Source organism: Clostridium senegalense JC122 (assembly GCF_000285575.1).
In the GTDB taxonomy this organism is placed as follows: domain Bacteria; phylum Bacillota; class Clostridia; order Clostridiales; family Clostridiaceae; genus Clostridium_J; species Clostridium_J senegalense.
On the sequence record NZ_HE611055.1, the window covers coordinates 9574 to 30378 of the forward strand.

At 25.9% G+C, this 20805-nt stretch carries 20 protein-coding genes; 2 read left to right on the top strand and 18 right to left on the bottom strand.

The window, feature by feature from the left end:
* Positions 1-72: 72 nt before the first annotated feature.
* Positions 73-789: a lysophospholipid acyltransferase family protein gene (locus CSGHG_RS17475; protein ID WP_010298412.1), complete on the bottom strand. Its 717-nt coding sequence runs from the start codon at positions 787-789 to the stop codon at positions 73-75.
* Between the two features lie 180 nt (positions 790-969).
* Here CSGHG_RS17475 and CSGHG_RS17480 point away from each other — a divergent pair, with 180 nt between their 5' ends.
* Entirely contained in the window at positions 970-1830 is an 861-nt protein-coding gene (locus tag CSGHG_RS17480) for a ComEC/Rec2 family competence protein (RefSeq protein WP_010298415.1), read from the top strand.
* A 204-nt stretch (positions 1831-2034) separates the two neighbouring features.
* Here CSGHG_RS17480 and CSGHG_RS17485 read toward each other — a convergent pair whose 3' ends face one another.
* The 10 genes from CSGHG_RS17485 to CSGHG_RS17530 all read right to left on the bottom strand — a co-directional run bounded on the left by CSGHG_RS17485 (position 2035) and on the right by CSGHG_RS17530 (position 13680).
* Positions 2035-2922, bottom strand: a complete 888-nt coding sequence (locus CSGHG_RS17485; protein ID WP_010298417.1) for an undecaprenyl-diphosphate phosphatase — start codon at positions 2920-2922, stop codon at positions 2035-2037.
* A gap of 168 nt (positions 2923-3090) precedes the next feature.
* Complete coding sequence (locus tag CSGHG_RS22190) at positions 3091-4224, bottom strand: hypothetical protein (RefSeq protein ID WP_010298421.1); 1134 nt, start codon at positions 4222-4224, stop codon at positions 3091-3093.
* Positions 4225-4411: 187 nt separating this feature from the next.
* Positions 4412-5983, bottom strand: coding sequence for a phosphoenolpyruvate carboxykinase (ATP) (gene pckA / locus CSGHG_RS17495; protein ID WP_010298424.1), 1572 nt, complete (start codon positions 5981-5983; stop codon positions 4412-4414).
* 473 nt (positions 5984-6456) lie between these two features.
* A complete protein-coding gene (locus CSGHG_RS17500) occupies positions 6457-6873 on the bottom strand; it encodes an HIT family protein (RefSeq protein ID WP_010298429.1) in 417 nt (138 codons plus the stop codon).
* Positions 6874-7017: 144 nt separating this feature from the next.
* Positions 7018-7986 (bottom strand): nucleoside hydrolase, encoded by a 969-nt coding sequence (locus CSGHG_RS17505; RefSeq protein WP_010298431.1) that lies wholly within the window; start codon positions 7984-7986, stop codon positions 7018-7020.
* Positions 7987-8323: 337 nt separating this feature from the next.
* Positions 8324-9082, bottom strand: coding sequence for an acyl-CoA dehydratase activase (locus CSGHG_RS17510; protein WP_010298435.1), 759 nt, complete (start codon positions 9080-9082; stop codon positions 8324-8326).
* Positions 9083-9135: 53 nt separating this feature from the next.
* A complete protein-coding gene (locus CSGHG_RS17515) occupies positions 9136-10284 on the bottom strand; it encodes a double-cubane-cluster-containing anaerobic reductase (RefSeq protein ID WP_010298439.1) in 1149 nt (382 codons plus the stop codon).
* A gap of 235 nt (positions 10285-10519) precedes the next feature.
* A complete protein-coding gene (locus tag CSGHG_RS17520) occupies positions 10520-11374 on the bottom strand; it encodes an FAD-binding oxidoreductase (RefSeq protein WP_010298989.1) in 855 nt (284 codons plus the stop codon).
* Positions 11375-11508: 134 nt separating this feature from the next.
* A complete protein-coding gene (locus CSGHG_RS17525; protein ID WP_010298993.1) occupies positions 11509-12459 on the bottom strand; it encodes an L-lactate dehydrogenase in 951 nt (316 codons plus the stop codon).
* A 321-nt stretch (positions 12460-12780) separates the two neighbouring features.
* A complete protein-coding gene (locus tag CSGHG_RS17530; RefSeq protein WP_010298998.1) occupies positions 12781-13680 on the bottom strand; it encodes a LysR substrate-binding domain-containing protein in 900 nt (299 codons plus the stop codon).
* Between the two features lie 233 nt (positions 13681-13913).
* Here CSGHG_RS17530 and CSGHG_RS17535 point away from each other — a divergent pair, with 233 nt between their 5' ends.
* On the top strand, positions 13914-14933 hold the full coding sequence (locus CSGHG_RS17535; RefSeq protein ID WP_010299001.1) for a YeiH family protein: 1020 nt from the start codon (positions 13914-13916) through the stop codon (positions 14931-14933).
* Between the two features lie 29 nt (positions 14934-14962).
* Here the strand turns inward: CSGHG_RS17535 and CSGHG_RS17540 are convergent, their stop codons facing one another.
* The 7 genes from CSGHG_RS17540 to CSGHG_RS17575 all read right to left on the bottom strand — a co-directional run bounded on the left by CSGHG_RS17540 (position 14963) and on the right by CSGHG_RS17575 (position 20763).
* Positions 14963-16300: a D-serine ammonia-lyase gene (locus tag CSGHG_RS17540; RefSeq protein WP_010299003.1), complete on the bottom strand. Its 1338-nt coding sequence runs from the start codon at positions 16298-16300 to the stop codon at positions 14963-14965.
* A gap of 224 nt (positions 16301-16524) precedes the next feature.
* Entirely contained in the window at positions 16525-16869 is a 345-nt protein-coding gene (locus CSGHG_RS22195) for a TM2 domain-containing protein (RefSeq protein WP_010299005.1), read from the bottom strand.
* A gap of 6 nt (positions 16870-16875) precedes the next feature.
* A complete protein-coding gene (locus CSGHG_RS17550; protein ID WP_010299007.1) occupies positions 16876-17130 on the bottom strand; it encodes a hypothetical protein in 255 nt (84 codons plus the stop codon).
* Between the two features lie 351 nt (positions 17131-17481).
* A complete protein-coding gene (locus CSGHG_RS17560) occupies positions 17482-18924 on the bottom strand; it encodes an amino acid permease (protein ID WP_010299009.1) in 1443 nt (480 codons plus the stop codon).
* A gap of 403 nt (positions 18925-19327) precedes the next feature.
* Positions 19328-19468 (bottom strand): hypothetical protein, encoded by a 141-nt coding sequence (locus tag CSGHG_RS23435; protein ID WP_155844788.1) that lies wholly within the window; start codon positions 19466-19468, stop codon positions 19328-19330.
* Between the two features lie 27 nt (positions 19469-19495).
* A complete protein-coding gene (locus CSGHG_RS17570) occupies positions 19496-20155 on the bottom strand; it encodes an Abi family protein (protein WP_147582302.1) in 660 nt (219 codons plus the stop codon).
* A 5-nt stretch (positions 20156-20160) separates the two neighbouring features.
* Positions 20161-20763 carry a hypothetical protein gene (locus CSGHG_RS17575; protein WP_026022435.1) on the bottom strand — a complete coding sequence of 201 codons (603 nt, stop codon included), beginning with the start codon at positions 20761-20763 and terminating at the stop codon, positions 20161-20163.
* Between the last annotated feature and the right edge of the window lie 42 nt (positions 20764-20805).

Consider the following 20805-nt stretch of genomic DNA (forward strand, 5'->3'; position numbering starts at 1 on the left):
CTATATTTGTACTTATTTTTATCAACTGATAACAAAAATTTAATGAATAAATTTAAATTAGAGCTTGTTTCTTTATAGATTTTTTAAAGTATTATCTATAATATCTTGACATTTCTCTACTAAATCATTTAACTCATCTTTCGATAAACCTTTTGTATATATCGGCTCATGGATTACACAAATACAATCTTTATTTTCTTTTTTAGCATCTTTGTATCCTTCATAAATCTTATAAGTACCCTTTACTGTAACTGGTACAATTGGCATACCTGACTTTATTGCCATTCTAAGACTGCCTTTTTTAAATTCACCTATTTGTCCATTTTTGCTTCTTGTTCCTTCTGGAAATATAAGCATAGACTGCCCATTCTTTAAATTTTCAGTTCCCTTTTGTATAGCTTTTATACCTTCTCTAGGGTTTTCTCTATCTAAAAATACACATCCTATTGCTTTACACCAATATGATAATACCGGTATTTTTTCCAATTCTTTTTTAGCAACAGCTCCTAATGGTTTTTCTACCACTGAAAATATTAATGGTATATCCACTATACTTTGGTGATTAGATACATATAAACACGGACCTTCTATATCATTTTCTTTACCTTTTACTATTATATTAAGCCCAGTTGCTTTTAAAAGGAATTTAGACCATTCCTTTCCTTTAATATTTGTATAGTCTTTATATTCCTTTTTTGATTTTTTCTTTAATTTTTCAGCTTTAGGAATAAAAATAGCTGAAAACACTGTATATATTACAGTTTGTAACAAAAACCAAAACTTTCTCATTTATATCACCTACTCTTTAAAATTTACATAAATTATACCTTTTCTAACTAAGCCCTATTTTTTATTATACCAATATTATAAAAAAAAGTCTATATATAAACATGTTTTTATTGCTTTTGTTTAATTTATTATCTTTTGGATAAACTTTTTAATATCACTATATAATAGAGGTGATGTTATTTGAAAAAATATATTTCTAGAAATCATGTTATTATTTTTATCTGTATTATATCTTTTTTATTTTTACTTATACCTAAAAATAGATATGATAAGGAATTGATTGTGCATTATATTGATGTTGGACAAGGTGAAAGTATATTAATACAAAATGAAAATTTAAACATTTTAATAGATAGTGGCACTGAGGATACTTCTCCTAAATTATTAAATTATTTAAAAAAACAAAATGTACATACTTTAAACTATGTCTTTCTAACTCATCCTCATGATGACCACATAGGTGGTATTACTTATATATTAAAAAATATGAAAACAGATAAAATATTTTCTCCTAAAATTACAGCTAATACCCCTGTTTTTAAAAATTTAATAAAAGAATTAAATGCAAAGAACATTAAAATCACTCCTCTTGTTGCTCCAAAAACAATGAAATTAAATGAAAACATTAAACTAGAATTACTTTCTCCTACAAAAGATTATTACGATAATTTAAATAATTACTCCTTAGTTTTTAAGTTAAATTTTAAAAATTATAATTTTTTATTTACTGGAGATGCTGAAAAAGAAATTGAAAATCAACTTTTAAATTTAGATATACAATCCAACATTTTAAAAATTGGACATCACGGAAGCAAAACCTCTTCTATTGAACCTTTTTTAGATAAAGTTGATCCTGACATTGCTATCATTTCCTGTGGCTTAGGAAATGATTATGGTCACCCTAATAAAACACTTTTAAATAATTTATTAGATAAAAATATTAAGGTTTATAGAACAGACTTAAACGGTTCTATAACCTTAATTTGTGATAAAAACTCTATAAAAATAAAAAAGAAAAATCTTAATAAAATAATTTTATAATATATAGGATTCTGTTATACTTACTTTTATAATCTCGTAATAAAATTTTAGTAAATAAAGTTTAATATGTATTTAAACCTATATAAATATAAAGTTAGAAAAATAAAGATATTTTTAAAGTAATCTAAAGGTATTTATTTTAAAACCAAATATTAAAAGAGCATCTTTGAAATAAATATAAAAAAGATGCTCTTTTAATCAATATTATAAACTTATTACATTCGCAAAAATTAATACAAATAATATTATAGAAACAAATATTCTATATATAGCGAAAGTTTTCATTGGTTTCTTTTTTAAGTAATTAACAAATTTATCTACTACTATTAGTGCTACTATAAATGCTACTAAAAACCCAATAGCTAATACTAGCCACTCTCCACTAGTTATTCCATTTAAGTTTTTAAATATCTTTAACCCTGAAGCACCAATCATAACTGGTATAGCTAAGAAAAAAGAAAACTCCGTTGCTGCTACAGTAGAAATTCCCCCAAACCATCCTCCAATTATAGTGGATGAAGATCTAGACATGCCTGGCCACATTGCTAAACATTGAAATACACCTACTTTTAATGCTTGTGCCGAATTTATCCCATCTATATCCATAGTCTTCTGTTTCTTTTTTAATGGTCTTTCTGTTAATAATAGTAAAAACCCTCCAACAAATAATCCTATAGCCACTGTAAGCGAATTAAATAAATATTTATCTATTAAATCATCAAATAATAAACCTAATATCATTGCAGGTATAGTTGCTATAATAATATTTTTCCAAAACTTTATACTATTTCTTTGTTTATAATTTAAATTTTTCACTTTTCCTTTTCTGCTAATATTACCAAATATAGTTCCCATAGCACTAAATAATTCTTTAACTGAACCAAATAACTTATCCCAATATAATACAACTATTGCAAGTATAGCTCCAAGTTGTATTACTATAGAAAATATGTTAGCAAAATTTCCTTTAAAATTTATTAAATCTCCAACAATAATCATATGACCTGTAGATGAAACTGGTATAAATTCAGTAATTCCTTCTACTATGGCAATAATTACTGCCTTAAGTATTAATATCAAATTTAATTCCAAATCTTTTTCCTCCTTGATAAATATAAAATTTCCCCAATTAGTATTTCATAAAAATCATTTTACAATTAACACCATAATTAATATTATATCAAAAATTCAAACCTATTACTATTTCTGCAAAAAAATATTTTAAAAATAAAATAGGAAGCATTTAATTGCTTCCTATTTTTATTTCCTCTCAAAAAATATTTCCCTTATAGGTTTTTTTCCATCTATTGAAAGAGATATTTTAGTTTTTCCCTCTAAAATTGATAAATCATAATAATCATTTACATCTGAATAAGTTCCATCATTTAAACTTATATAGTATTTTTTCATCATGACGCTATCATTAAATACTCCAACGGTAAACTTAATTGATCCATCCGTATCCTCTTTTTTATCCTTCTTAGATATTATTAGTGTAGGAATCTCATCTTGATTTTTATCGCCATTAATTATTTGTGGATTTAAATTAAACAAATCTGGTTTAGTTACAAATAAAGTTGGACTTATATATCCACTTTGATTTTCAATTTGAATATCCTCCCCATTTTTAATAAATGTTACAAAAGAGTTGCTTTTAGGTGATGTAAACTTATTATTATCTATGGCAATTGTATAAGTATTAAAATATTTTGCCATATCCTTTTTATATTGTCTTACTTCTTTTTCTGAATTTAAACCAACAATCTTTACATTTTCTAACCCATTTTCTATAATTTCAACAGCACTTAATGGAATATCGTTTAGTGTCATATAACAACCGTTACCACCATCTATCATTACCCACTTTCCATGTATATTGCTCCATACTTCAATTACTTTAAACCCTTGTTTAGGCTTAGGTTTTATATGGTTTTTAGTAGCTAATGAACCTTTTCTTACATATGTTCCTAAAGCAGATAAAGATTCCTCTAAAATTATAGAATATCCGTCATCAGACAGTGATTTAGTAGTTGTCAATTTTTCTAATATTTCTTTTGTTGTATCTCCATTTTTCATAGCACTAATATTAAATTCAGCTTTTTCTTTAATCCAATTTATTATAGCAAAAGCTTTTTCTATATCATTTCCTGATTTTTTTACTATATCATCAAGTTTATATTCTTTTTTTATATTTTTTTGATAATCATTTTCTCCATCCATATAGTAAAATTTTATATTATTGCCTTCATATATATTATTATAATTTGTTATTTTAACATTGTATTTATAATCATAATAGGACAGTTTATTTTTATTAAATATAACAAATATTCCAACACATATAACTATCATTAACAAACCTATTATTTTACTTTTTTTTGGGCCCTTGCTCATTTTAAGTCCTCCTAAAATATTTCTTAGTATTTTTATCGCCTTTAATTTAAATTTATTAATAGTTATTATAATTATTTTTTATATTTTAAAAACATTAAAAGAAAAAAGGTTGTACAAAAATTAAGTTTTGTACAACCTTTTTCAAAGTTAAAATAATCCTTTTGTTTGGTAACAATTATATATGAATTTATTTATATTCAGGACCGGCATTTAATATGTCCTTACTCACATTTTCAAATTTTTTAAAATTATCATGGAATTTTCCAGCTAACTCTTTTGCCTTTATATCATAATTATTTTTATCTTCCCAAGTATTTTTAGGATTTAAAATTTCACTTGGCACATTTTTTATATCTTTTGGAACTAAAACTTTAAATATCTCGTGTTCTTCAAATTCAGCATTTCTAAGCTCTCCATTTAAAGCAGCCTTTACCATTGCTCTTGTATATTTTAAGTTCATTCTTTTTCCAACACCGTATTGTCCACCAGACCATCCAGTGTTAACTAAGTAAACTTCTGTATTATGCTTAATTATTTTTTCGCCTAATAGTTTAGCATATACTTCAGGATTCATTAACATAAATGGCTCCCCAAAGCATGCTGAAAAAGTTGCTTTTGGACTTGTTATTCCTCTTTCTGTTCCTGCTAGTTTACTAGTATATCCTGACATAAAGTGATACATTGCAGCTTCTTTTGTTAGTTTTGATATTGGTGGTATAACACCAAATGCATCTGCAGTTAAAAATATTACAGTACTTGGGTTTTGACCTTTTCCACTTAATTCAGCATTATCTATATACTCTACTGGATACGCTCCTCTAGTATTCTCTGTTAACTTTTCATCATCAAAATCAGGATTCCTTTTTTCATCTAAAATTACATTTTCTAAAACTGCTCCAAATTTTAAAGCATTATATATTTGAGCTTCTTTTTCCGCATCTAATCTTATAGTTTTTGCATAGCATCCACCTTCAAAATTAAATACTCCATCATCAGACCAACCATGTTCATCATCACCAATTAATTTTCTATCTGGAACTGCTGACAATGTTGTTTTTCCTGTACCTGAAAGACCAAAGAACACTGCTGTGTCTCCATCTTCTCCTATATTAGCAGAGCAATGCATTGGAAATACACCTTTTTGAGGTAATAAGAAATTCATTACTGAGAATATTGATTTTTTAATTTCTCCTGAGTATTGAGTTCCCCCTATTAATATAATCTTCTTTTCAAAATTTACTAAAACAAAAGCTTCTGAATTTATACCATCTTCTTTACCATTAGCTTTAAATCCTGGTGCTGCTATTACTGTAAATTCTGTATTATGCTTATCTAATTGTTCTTTTGTAGGTCTTCTAAATAACTGAGTTGCAAAAAGAGCTTGAGATGCATATTCAGCTACAACTGTTATATCCATTTTATATTTTTCATCTGCTCCTACATATCCATCAAATACATACAGATTTTTATCTTCTAAATAATTAATAACTTTATTGTAAAGTTTATTAAAAGTTTCTTCATCTATTGAAAGATTAGTATCATTCCAGTTAACTAATGATTTTATACTTTCTTGACAAACTATAAATCTATCTTTAGGCGATCTTCCTGTATATTTTCCTGTTTCAACAACAATAGCTCCACTTTGTGAAAGTTTACCTTCTCCATTTTCAAGTGCAAACTCAACTAACTGTGATACTGCTAAATTTCTATATATATTCTCTGATGTTTTAATTTTTAAATTTTCTAAGTTAATACTCATTAATATTCCCCCAAATAATTTTATATTTAATTAATTTACACCTCGTAAATTATATGTACTCTTTTTATTTATTAACACTAACTTTATTAATTTTTAATATATTTTTTTTATTTATAATTTTTATATTTTCTTCTGACAGTTATTAGTATAACACTTTTTTATAAAAAGTACAGTATATTTTTCATTTTTCTTCGTAAAATGTTATACTTTATATTTTTTTGACAGATTTATTGTGTATAAAATGAATTTTTTTATTTTTTATTCAATTTTGAGTCATTATTTACTTTTATGAATAATTGTATTTTAACAATTTATTAATCATTTTATATTGGTATATATTCTACCGCCTTATAATTAGTTATTTTACATGTTTTCATAAATTATGATAATTTTAACATTTATTATATATATTTATTTCAACTTCACAAAAAAAGCAAGTCTAATATTTTAGACTTGCTTTTTATAATAAATGTTTATATTTTTAATTTTTTAATTTTTTCTATCAATTTATTTTGAGTCTTATTTAAAATTAAATTTGCACAATACTTATTTTCTGGATCTCCATAATTGAATCCATCATTTTCGTATCTAGGAATTACATTTACATGTAAGTGGGATAAATCATTAAAAATTCCACCATTTTGAATTATAGTTATACCATCTGGACTAAAAGTTTCTTGTAATAGTTTACTCATACTTCTTAAAACATCAGAAAGGTTGTTTAATTCTTCTAAAGTTAAATCATAAATTTCCTTAACATGCCTTTTAGGTAAAATTAATAAATGTCCTTCATTAAATGGAGCTTTATCAAGAATTACAGAAAAAAAGTTATTTTCATAAACTTTGTAAACTCCTAATTCATTATTAGCCAATCTACACCCTAAACACATAATTTATCACCATACCTTTAATTTTATTAATAGTTCCTAATTATTATTTTATATTATAAGATAATGCATTTCTATAAATTTTGAATTTTTGAGAATAGATTAAATTTTCTAAATTTTCCTATTTGTTAGTTAACTTCAAAGTTTCTAAAACAATAAATCTATATACTTTTCCACTTCTTCTTTTTTATCTTTTAATAATAATTTTATAAATTTTTTCAAGAATTTCTGTGCATCTACCTCTGTAAGTATTATAGAATTGTGTTCCTTTTGCCATAAATTATTTTTATCTACTATACACATCCCCTCTGCAATACCATCTTTGCAAATTTCTGTGTAAGAAGAAAAGCCCTTACATATACTTTTATCTATAAAATATCCTACCGCTAATGGATCATTTATAACTGAACCTATTATCTTATCAAACTTCCAATAAAATTCTCCATAAAATTTTGTTATTTCAGAAACTACTTTTGATAACTTTCCATCAATCATTCTGATAAATTCAACCATGTTTGGAGTTAAAACTGTTTTGTTAGTAACATCTAATCCAATAATATGTACTTTTTTACCTATATTTTTTAACACATAATCGGCAGCATGGGGATCAACATAATAATTAAATTCAGAAACTGGAGTACAATTTCCACATTCTTTAAAAGTTCCACCCATAGAAACAAATTCATTTAAATTTTCAAATGCACTCTTATCTTTCATTATAGCTTTAGCTATATTAGTAAGTGGTGCTAATGCTATAATAGATACTTGTTCATTATTATGTAAAGTTTCTATTATAAAATCTTCTGCACCATAATTCAACACTCCATTTTTAACTTTTGGTAGATTAGTATTGCCTAACCCATCAGCTCCATGTACATTTTCTGCTTTTTCTAACTTTTTACAAAGTGGCTTGTCATTCCCTAAGTAAACAGGTATATGAAGAGAATTAGTAAGTTCTAATGCTTTTAATGCATTTTCTCCACAAGTATTCAAATCTACATTTCCACCTACTATAGTTATACCTATGACTTCTAATTCTTCTGAATTTAAAGCTAACAATAATGCTAAAAAATCATCTATTCCTGGATCACAATCAATTATAACTTTCTTTTTCATAACTTCCTCCTATGTTGTTTAAATTTAATATAAAATAGTATTTCTAATATATTTTTTATGCTGCACATATCTTAGTATGCAAAACATTTGTAAACGATAAGTCTTATATATCATACAAATTTTCTAGTTATTTTTCAATTATAAATTTTTCAATACAAATATAATATTTATATAATAGCAAAAGAAATGCCTTAAAATGACGAGTAAATCACTTTAAAGCATTTCTTTCAATTTATATAATAAGAAATAGAAATTTTAGTCCTATAGAAAATTAATTTCCTAGAACTTCAGTTGAAAGTTTATTTACTAACAACCTAAATATAATAATTCATTATAACTATTTAATATTTTGGGCCAAAAGTGCCGCCCCGATTGCTCCTGCATGATGTGCAAGAGTATGAGTTTTTAAATCTTTTCCAAGCTTTTCACCTAAGCTTTTAACTACATAAGGACAATTACTAAGACCACCTGTTAAATAATATTGTTCCCCATCTCCAAATTTATTACAAAGTGATGAGACTTTGTTAACTACAGAGTCTATAACTGCAAACGCTATATTTTCTTTTTTTTCACCACTGCCAATTAAACTTATAACTTCTGATTCAGCAAACACTGTGCACATAGAACTTATAGTTACACCACTACCATTTTCAGCAAAATTACATAATTCCTTTATACCTAAGCCTAAAATATTTGCCATTATTTCTATAAACCTTCCTGTACCTGCTGAACATTTATCATTCATAAGGAAATTAGTAATCATACCTTCTTCTATTGATATAACTTTGGTGTCTTGTCCACCTATATCTATAACTATTGCTTTATCACCCATTAAGTATGCAGCACCTTTTCCATGACATGTAATTTCAGTAATCTCTTTATTTGAATATGGTACAGAAACTCTACCATATCCAGTTGCTACAACTTTTCTTTTTTCTTTTGTTATACCTTTTGAATTTAGTATTTCCTCTATTTCTCTTGCAGTTTCTTTACTATTCCATCCAGTTTTCATTAACAATGTATCTATAAGCTTGTCTTCCTCAAAAACTGCAACTTTAGCTGCTGTTGATCCTATATCTATTCCTATATAATACATCTTTTACTCCTTTTCAAAACTTTCACTTTAGTTATTGTCAATCTATAATTTTACTAAAGCATTTCAATAAATGCTGCTATTCTTGTTTTTATTTGACCTAAATCTGTTTTAGAATAATCAGTTTCTAAGCTCATATATTGTACATTTTTTTGATTTTTGACAAAGTTCTTTACTTTCATTGATTCTACATTATAAGTATGACAAGCTTGTAGTGTAACGTCTATAACACCATCTACTTTATACTCATCTATAAGCTCATCTAAAAGTTCTAATCTACCATCATTATTTGACATTACAGAGCATGGTATTTTTAAATATTTCTCTGCAATAGCTTCAATTGGGTCTCTATTTTCATCTACAAGCTGAGCTTTTTCTTTTACTCCACCACAATTTTCAAAACATACAACTACCCCACCACTTTCTTCCACAGTTCCTACAACTTTTTCTATAGCTCCTCCAATAGGGCATCCTGTAATTAAGATTCTTTTTGCATTTTTTGATATTTTACTTCCATTTTTATTATATTCTTCTTTTATATCATCAATCATTTTTCTCATATTATTATTTTGTTCTATTTTATCAAAACTAAATCCAGTTCCTTCTAGAACCTTATACATTTGAAGTCCTCCTATTGGTGGTGGAGTTAACTTTGATAATGAATAAAACTCTTGAAGTAATTTTCTCTCTTCATTTTTTATTTTTATAGCTTCTCTTAATTTTTCATCTGTAATTTTTACATTAAACTGTTTTTCTAAACACTCTTTTAAGTATTCTATTTCATTTTTCCACACCTTAAGTGCATGTTCTCTATCCTGAGCTTGTGGTAAATGCATTACATGCATAGGCTTTATTTTACCTAAATATTCATACATTTTCTTTTTTCCATCACAAGTAGTTTCTCCAACTAATAAATCTGAAAAATATGTATATGGACATTTTTCTGTTAAGGCAAATCCATAGCTTGATTTTATAAGTGGACATAAATTTTTAGGAAGATGTTTTTCTGCATCTGGTATTGGTTCATCACTCATACCACAAAGTCCTACTGGAATAGCCCCTGATGCATATATAACCTCGTATGGAGTATATGTACAAAATACACCTACTACATTTTTTCCACTTTCTTTAAAATTCTTAACCTTTATAAATCCATTCTTTCTTGCTTCACTAAACTCTTCAAAAATACTTGGTAAATTATTCATCCTTTTTCCCCCATATTTTATATATAATAAATAAAATTTTTCATATTTTTATTTTTCTACTTCTATGTATCATATTATTATACTTAACCATTTTTTTCTATTGTTATAATATTTTCAAATAGTTACTAGTTATTTATTATGAATTTGAATTTTTAAAATTAAAATGTTCTTAAATATTTTTATAATAAAAAGTCTACTTGATAGTAGACTTTTTATTATAAGAATATTTTTCCCTTTACTCAAGCATATCTTGTTTAGGTCCAAAAAATTCAAAATTAATATATTCTTCTTTAACACCTAATTCTTTTAATGCTTTATAAATTCCTTTCATAAATGGAGGTGGTCCACAAAAGTAAAAATCACCATTTAACGGTAGATTGTTTTTAATCCAATTGTAATCTACTCTCCCTTTAAAGTCATAATCTTTCCCTAAACTATCATCATCCTTAGGATTGCTATAAAAAACTATATTCCTTACATTATCTCTATTTTTCATAATTTCTTTCATTTCATCTTTAAAGGTTTCAACATCAGAATTTTGTATAGCCTGAACAAAGAATATTTGTTTTCTTATTTTTACCTCTTCATAAAGCATAGATATAAGTGGAGTTATTCCTATTCCTCCTGATATTAATACAAGTGGTTTTTCTTTATTATTTTCATTTATCGTAAACAATCCCATAGGAACCATCCCATAAATAATATCACCTACTTCCACTTTGTCATGCAAATAATTACTTATAAGTCCACTAGGCACTTTCTTTACGCTTATTCTATAAAACTCTTCATTTGGCATCATTGATAAACTATAAGTTCTTATCTCATCTTTATACTTTTCATCTTCACTATTTAATTTTATAGTAAAAAATTGCCCTGGCTTATGTTTCAAAAGCTTACTTTTATCTTTTGCTTTGAAATAAAATGAAATCACATCATTATTTTCTTTAATCTTTTTAACTACTATAAATTCCTTAAACCCATTCCATGCCATAGGCTTTTCAGAATTAACATTAGAATTGCTATACTTACTCATAATTTCTTGTATAGAATATTCCGACTGTTTTCCATAAACATCTTTTATTTTATTCATTTAACTCACCCCTTAAATACATTATACACTATATTGTTTAATATTGACTATCTTTTAGTAAGTATTATCCATGTTTTTGATTAATAAAAAAGACTATATGAAAAATTTATAGAAATTTTTCATATAGTCTTTTTTTAATAACCTAATTTAGATATGTATTCTTTTAAAATAGTGGCTGAATTATTAAATTTATATTTTTCATTTTCTTTTAAATCTAATTCAATTATTTTTTCTATTCCATTCTTACCTAATATACTAGGCACACCCATATATACATTGTTTTGTTCATATTCTCCTTCTAATAAAGCAGAAACTGGAATCACTTTTTTCTCATCATGAAATATAGCTTTAAGAATTCCAACAACAGTAGCTCCTATGCCATAATAAGTACTTCCCTTACCATTTATTATTTCCCAACCAGCTTTAGCAGTTTCTTCTACCATATTATCTAGATCATTCTCTTGAAACTTATCGTAATTACTAATTAATTTTAAAAAGGATTCTCCTGCTACAGTTACATAAGACCATGGAACCATTTGAGAATCCCCATGTTCTCCCATAGCAAATGCTTGTATTGACCTTGTATCTATACCACCTAGTTTTTCTGATATTATTGATTTTAATCTAGCTGTATCTAGGGCCGTTCCTGTTCCTATTACTTTATTTTTAGGAAGTCCTGATAACTTTAATACGTGATATGCTATTACATCAACTGGATTTGATGCTAATATAAAGAATCCATTAAATCCTGATTTCATAATCGGTTTTACTATTGAATTACATATTTTAGCACTGACTTCTAAAGTGTCTAATCTTGTTTGCCCTGGTTGTGGAGGTGGTCCTGCAGTTATTACAACTGCATCTACATCATTACAATCTTCATAACTACCAGCTCTAACTTTAGTTCTTAAAGACATATATTCTACAGAATGCATTAAATCTAATGCCTCACTTTTAGCTCTATCCTTATTAATATCTATCATTATTATTTCTTCACATACACCTTGATTAACTAATGCATAAGCACAACTAGAACCTACTAATCCAGTCCCAACAATTGCAACTTTTCTTGATTTGATTGACATTTTAATCTCTCCTTAAACCTAAAACCTAAATATATTAATTTTATATCAAGTTTCATTTATAAAATCGTTAATATTTTAACATTCAATTCATTAAACATATTGTACAACTTTTATAATAAAATGTGAATACTTTAACGTTTATTCGCAATTTTTGCAACATTAAAGCTTTTAGATTAAAGTTTTTAATTAAAACTTTAATCTAGTTTGAATTTTTTTTAACAATCAGATTTACAAAACACTTAAAATTTATTTTTTAACATATTAGTGGATAAATCCACTAATATGTTTTTCTTACTATTATATAATTTAAAATTATGCACTTTATTTAAAGCAATTTATAGTAGATGAATAATCTACAAGTTTTTTTATAAAAACATCGGTAGCCTTAGAACTCATTATATCTTTTGGTGTTATATAAGAAAAATGTCTTTTATAATTTTCCTTTAATTCTATTACAGACAATTCTTTATTTTTCACTCCTTCTTCAGCTACATAATTTGATATAAGAGTTATTCCTAAATTGTTTTTAACAGCTTCTTTAACTGAATAATTACTCCCAAGTACCATCATTGATTTAGGTATAATTTCTTTAGTGGTTAAAAACATATTCAAATATTCCCTAGTTCCAGATCCATTTTCTCTAGCAATCCATCTTCTATCTTTAAGTAAAGTATAAGAAAACTCTTTTGAAACCATTGGATCATTATAAGGCAGCATAAGTACCATTCTATCTTCTAAAAAATAATTTTGATTAAAATCAAAGGACGGCGCAACCCCTTCTATAAGTCCAATATCTATTTTTAAATTCTTTATCTTATCACATATGTTAGTGGTATTTTCAATAAGCAACTCTATCTCAACATCCGGATATTCTTTAGAAAATTCACTTAGAAAACCTGGTAAAAAATATTCTCCTATAGTAAGACTTGCACCTATTTTTAAATGTCCTTTTATTGTGTTAGATACATTTTTTAATTCATCCTTAGTATTTTCTAAAAGTTTTAAAATTTCTTTTGCTCTTTTATAAAGCAAAACTCCACTTTCAGTAATTGCTATAGTTTTTTTCTTTACCGATCTAGTAATAAGTTCTGTATTAAAATAAGCTTCTAAGTTTTTAATATGTACACTAACACTTGGCTGTGATAGATTTATACTTTCCCCTGCCTTTGTAAAATTTTCATATTCAACAACTGCTATAAATGTTTTTAATTCTTCTAACATAATTTATCTACATCCTAACAATAATATTTTTTTATCACTAAAAAATGTTTCCTATACATTATTATATAGTATTTGATAAAAATTTGAATATATAATCATTATCTTTTTTAATGATTATCATGATATATATTTATTTTACTTATGGTTTTTTCAGTATTATACTTTTTTTATAGTTTCAAATCACTAATAAACAAGTTAAATAAAATACTTTTTACATAGAAAGGATTGTTATAATGAATAAAAAATTTAATAATTTTATAAGCAAAAGTTTTGAAATTTTTCCTGGACTTTTTATTTCTATAATAGTGGCTTATATAAGTATATCTTTATCAAAATTTTTACCTAAACTTGGAGCATCTTCAATATCTATTTTTCTAGGCATGGCTTTAGGAAACACTTGTTTACATAAGAAAAGTTTGCAAAAAGGATATAAATTTGCAGAAACAGATTTATTAGCTTATTCAATAGTTCTTTTAGGTGGTACATTAAGTGTATCTACAATACTAAATTTAGGACTCTCCGGCATAGCATTTATAGTATGCCAGATGTCTGTAACTATTTTTGCAGCTCTTATAATTGGTAAAAAATTAGGTTTTAGCGACAATTTCAGATTTTTAATGGCTAGTGGAAATGCTGTCTGCGGTTCTTCTGCAATTGGAGCTACAGCCCCTGCTATAAATGCAACTGATGATGAAAAAGGAATTTCTATAGCTATAGTAAATGTAACTGGTGTAATTTTAATGATTTCTTTACCTTTAATATCCGGATTTTTATACAATCATGAAACTTTTAAAACTTCTGCTATGATAGGTGGTATTCTTCAATCAGTAGGACAAGTTGTTGCCAGTGGTGCTATGGTTAATGACTCTGTAAAAGATTTATCTTCTATATTTAAAATCGTACGTATAATATTACTAGTTGTAGTTGTATTATTCCTTGAAACTCTTAAAAATAAAAAAACTATTACAAATAACAACATAAATCATAAAAAGAAAAAATTCAATATTCCTTGGTATGTTATAGGATTCTTTATTACCTGTGCCCTATTTAGTTTTAACATTATACCAAATTCTCTTTCAAAATCCTTTAAAATTTTAAGTAATAACCTTGAAATAATCGCACTTGCAGCTATTGGACTTAGAGTTAATTTTAAAGAACTTATAAAACATGGAAAATCTGTCTCATTATACGGACTATCCATAGGAATAATACAAATAGTATCTGCTATAACTTTAATAGGCATATTTTTATAAAAATATGCCTATTAGACTTATATTTTATTTTAAATAATTTCATCCTTTTTTACTAGGTCTAATCCTTTTGCATAATATTCTTCCCATATATCCTTTGGAACCATCGATCCACCTGTTGCCCATACTATATGAGTTGGAATAACATCTTTTTTTATATAATTTTCTTTACCTAATTTTAATGGACCAATAAAAGATGCTGTAGCTGAAGGCTCTAATTTCAAATGTTCCTCATTATAAGCTATAGCTAACAGCCTATATAATTCCTTATCTTCTAATGTGTATCCTCCTGCTATTGATTTTTCAAGTAATTTCCCAACAAACCCTGATGGCTTACCTACAGCTAATCCATCAGCATCAGTCTTACCATCTATCCCATATTTTTTTACATATATATTTTCATGTTGCCCAGTCATAAGTCCCAAAATCATAGCAGGTGCATGAGTAGGTTCTACCCAAAAACAATGAACATTCTCACCAAAAATACTTTTAAGACCAAATGTTATACCACCTGGCGCTCCGCCTACACCACAGGGCAAATAAACTATTAAAGGGTGTTTTTTATCTATTATTATATTATTATGTTTTAATTGTTTTTCTAACCTTAATGCTGCAACACCATACCCTAAAAATAAATCTTTAGAATTCTCATCATCAATAAAATGTGCGTCTTTGCTTAAATCAGCTTGTTTTCTTGCAAGTTCTACAGCTTTACTATAATCACCTTCATGTTCAATTACATTTACTCCTAAGTCTTTCAAAAGCTCTTTTTTCCATGCTTTAGCATCATGCGACATATGAACATCAACTTTAAATCCTAATTTAGAAGATATTATACCTATACTTAGTCCTAAATTACCTGTTGATGCAACTATTATATTATATCCTGAATAAAATTTCTTAAATTCTTTACTATCTATTTTAGAATAATCCTCTTGAGAACTTATAAGATTATCTTTAATAGCTAAATCTTCTGCATATTTTAAAACTTCATATATTCCACCTCTGGCTTTAACAGATCCAGATATAGGCAATTCATTATCACACTTGCAGTATATATCTCCAATTATGCTTTCTTTATAATAACTTTCCATAAAAACTTTCATTTTATTTATATTTACCAATCTTGATTCTATAATTCCATTAAATTCATTAGTTTCACAAAAAACTTTATTAATGTATGGTGCAAATCTTTCTAACCTTGCTTCTGCCTCAATCAATTCTTGAAAATTGATTTCTTCTATTTTCCCATTTGGAACATATTTTTCATTTTTCCAAAAAAACTCTTTCATGTTTATTATATTATGGAACATAACACAACCTTTAATAACTTTTTTTATTTTTTCTTTATCTAATCTTCCTTTTTTCATTTAATTTGCCCCCCTACAAATATAGTTAAATCCTTTACTTATTTCTATATATGTATATAGTATTCCTTTGTTACAATTTCATATAGGTTTAAAAGTTTATTTTTTAAATTATTCACTTAAACTTCTGTATTATTTATTATAAGCTTAAGTAAATTTTACTATAATCAAAAGGGCATACTCCTTAAGACTAACTTTGAGAATGCCCTTTTACTTCTTTTAAATTATTAATTGTTAATTATTTCATTATATATTCTTTTCTCTATTTCATTATTCGCCTCTTCTACATATTTACTTATAGAAAACAAATCAACTATTATCCATATTAAAACCACAAGTAATCCTATTAAACCAATGATTATTAAACAAGCTACTGCACTTACGATAGTTGTTATTAATTGTGATTTTGCAACATCTTTTCTTCCCAAATATACATTATGGAACCCTAACATTCCTCCTAATACCCATAATATATACACTAACGGAAGTTTAACTCTTTCCTTTTCCACTAGATATTCATAAATTTTTAACTGTTTATCATCTAACACTTTCAATTCTTGAGCTGTAATCAAAATATATCACTCCTTATTTAAACTATTGTATATTCTTTTTTCAGAATTTTCATTTATGTTATCTATAATATTTTTAGCCAAAAATAAGTCTACAATAACCCACACTAATACTATTAAACCTAGTATTGAGTTTAAATTAAAGAACCCAAAAAAACAATTTTTAAAATTTCCAATAGTTATTTGATTGTTCGTAATCATATCTACTATTCTTTCTATAGCCATATTATTATGATTTAATATATTTTCTAATATTAAATTCACAATAGTTATACTTAATTGTGCTATAGCTACTTTAGGTCGATTTAAATAAAAGTTATGAATTCCAAATTTTTTTCCTATTGCCCATAGTATATAAAATAAAAATATTTTTTTCTTTCTTTTTTTGCATTACTACAAAAAATACTCAGATCTTTTTTATTTAACTTATTAAGCTGTCTCACTGTTAAATCCATATTTTACCTCCTAACTGTAAATACTCTCCTTATTTTTATATTATTATATATTGTAATATTATTCTATAATTTTGAAATTGTTTACAGATTGTTAACTATATATTCTTGTAAAATAAAAATCACCTTATAACATATTTTATATTATAAGGTAATTTAAAATCTATTTTAATTTATTTTTTTTAGCTAATGTAGGGAATATAAATCCTAATGCAATAAGAATAAATGGAGTTAATACATTTAAAGTTATTTGAAATATCCATTGTGATGAGAATACTTCTACACCCTTAGGAAACATTCCCATTATACATGCAAATGCAGTAAATAGAAAACACCATGAACCTATCACCATTGCTAACTTAGAATTTTTAACAAACTTATATTCTAAATTGAATGTACCTTCTTTTGCTTTTCTAAGTGCTACATATGCTAAGAATACCCATAAATATCTCATTGGCATTACAATTGAGTTAAGATCTAATAACCAGTTAAATAATGAATTCATATCGCCTATTCCTAATGCTGGGACTATAATTAATATCCCTACTAATATCAAAGTTATTTTATATCCTGTTATAGGCGTTCCATTTTCATTTGTTTTTAATAAACTTTTTGGCACATACTCTTCATCTGCTTCTGCTAAGAATACTTTTAATGGTGCATCTATTGAAAATACTAATGCAGATATTTGAGCTAGCAAATTTGCTATAGCATATAATACAACAAATGTATTTCCTAATCCATAATAATCTCCAAGTATAGCAAAAGCATAATACTGACCATTCATCTTCAGATCTGTTGGTATATTATTTGCATCAAACATCATAGACATTGCTATTGAACCAAGTATAGCACATATTGCAACCATGCCTGCTAAAATCATCATTCCTCTTGGGAATTCTCTTGATGAATTTTTAGTGTTATTAACATATGGAGATAATTTTTCTGCTCCACCTACTGCAAATACTAACATTGATAATGTAGTAAAATAAGCAAAATTAAATTCAGGCATTATAGATTTAAATGTTATATTTGTAGTCGCTGGCTCAACACCTCTTAACATAGGTGCTGTAACAACTAACAATATGTACAACAAAGACATAACAAACACAGCTGTCCCTGCTATTGTTCCAATTTTTTTTATTGAATTTATACCTTTAGCTGCAACCCACATAAAAAACATAAATATTCCCAAAATTAAAAATTGAGCAACTAACGTGCTAAACGAATCCATAAATTTACTATCTGGAAGTATAGCCCAATCCAATGCTATCAAAACTGACTGAGGTTTCTGAGCTAAATACGGTATATGAACTACCCAATAAGTAAATCCTGCAAAGTATGCTAATTTTCTTCCACTAGCTCCTGTAGTTTCTCTTATCCAAGTACTAACTCCTGCTTTACCATCTTTAAAAGCAGAACCTAATTCACCAACCATTAAAACATACGGTATAAAGTATAAAGCTATAATAAGGACCCATGACACTATAACTTTCAACCCTTGATTTGCATAGTTATTAACTACATTACCAAAGCCCCAAACTGAAACAAACCCCATTAAACCAAGATTATACCACCTTAACTTTTCTCCTTCATTATCACTCATTTTTTCCAACTCCTTTTTTTGGTATTAAAATTTAAAAATTTCTTAAAAAAATTTTAACACATATTTAAAATTAATCAAAACATTTTATATTATTATATTTTATTTAATTAAATTGTTATTATAATTATTGGTAATATTTTTTATTTTTTTATCTTTTTATAGTTTTTTCGACTTTTAATTTTTACATATAGTATAACTAAAAATTTTATATCTAATTCATTGTGTATAACTAAAATTACTTTTATTCATAAAAACAACGGTATGTTATTTAAATGAATATATTTATTTGTAATTATATTTTTATTTTTCTAAATACAAATAATTATTGTTTATTTTTAAAAAAATAATTGAAATAATGAATAGTTAACTTTTTCATTATTTCAATTGCTTTTTACTATATAAATTAGAATTGCTTATTCTCTGTTATTTCTTTTTCTATAGTTTTTATAATCTTATCACTTCCCCCCCTATTTTGCTTGTAGCATTTTTTATATTTAAATTTTAAATAATTCACAAAATACTCTTTATTGTTTTTACTATGCATTACATTATTCCTCCTTACAGCATTTAGTTATTTCTCTATAATAATTTTCAAAAAAATGATGATTATATTCTGGCTTAAAATATTGTTTTTCTTAATCCAAATGAATCCATCTGCCTTTGATATTACCGCTACGTCTACCGGTCCACCAACTGTTAATGCTTTTTCATCTAATGCTACTTGACGCTTAAATGATGTTAAATTTACTAAAGACTCTGCCATAGATGATAATTCTTCAATTGGTAAATATCTTATAGCTCTTAGTACAGGTACTAAATATTCTTGTTGCGAATACTCTAATATATTTTTAATAACTTTTTCAAACCTACAATTCATTTCTTTTTTTAGTTCATCTTTTTCTGTTTTAGAGATTTTATTTTCATCTATTTTATCTATTAAATTTAAAATATTATAATTAAATGATTTTTCAATTATATTTATATAATCTAAACTTATTCCTCTTAAAAAAGTATTTACTATATCTACTTGCGCAAAAGGAATTATGCATTGATCCATTTCTAAATCAACCTTTTCATACATATCTATTTTATATTTTAAAAAGCCCTTTATATAACCTGAAATTTTATAACATACTAATACTGGAAAAATATCTTTGTCTCCAAACCCTGATATAACTACTCCTGTATAATTATTTAAAAATATATCTTTTTCAAATATCATATTACACATATCTATTACTTTTTTAAATGAATTTCATCCATACAATCTTTTCCTAAGTATTCATCTATATATTTTTCACACAGATCATTATATGAATTTCCTATTAAAACAGATAAATCTTTTGGTGCCTCATCCAATGTTTTTGCCTTATCTATTTTTTCATAATAAAGATCTATAACCTTATTTGAAATACTTTTCAATTCACTTTCTTCTAATGGTCTTTCTAATCCCTCAACCTTTTCAAAATAATCTTTTTCTATTTTCGAACTTATTTCTTTTATAAGTGGTATTATCATTTGCAAATAATACTTTTTTTCATACTTTTCAAATTTATATATATTATCTTTTAATCTTCTTATAAAATCTTCACCATATTCTATAAGACAATCTTTTTTTATCTCTCCTAATTTTATTTTATAATCCTTTATTATAATTTCCCAAGGTATTCCCATAAATTCTGCATTATTATAAATCATTATACCTAATGGCTCGTATTTGGATAACCTAAAAAGCTTTTTTGCAGTATTATAGAATTTATTTCTATCCCCAATAGTTACTGCACTATCTGCTGCTAATGCTATTGCCTTTTTATTCATAATAGCTATCTCTGCAGTCATATTATCCCTCCTAAGCGCCAATTTGCATCATGAACACAAACT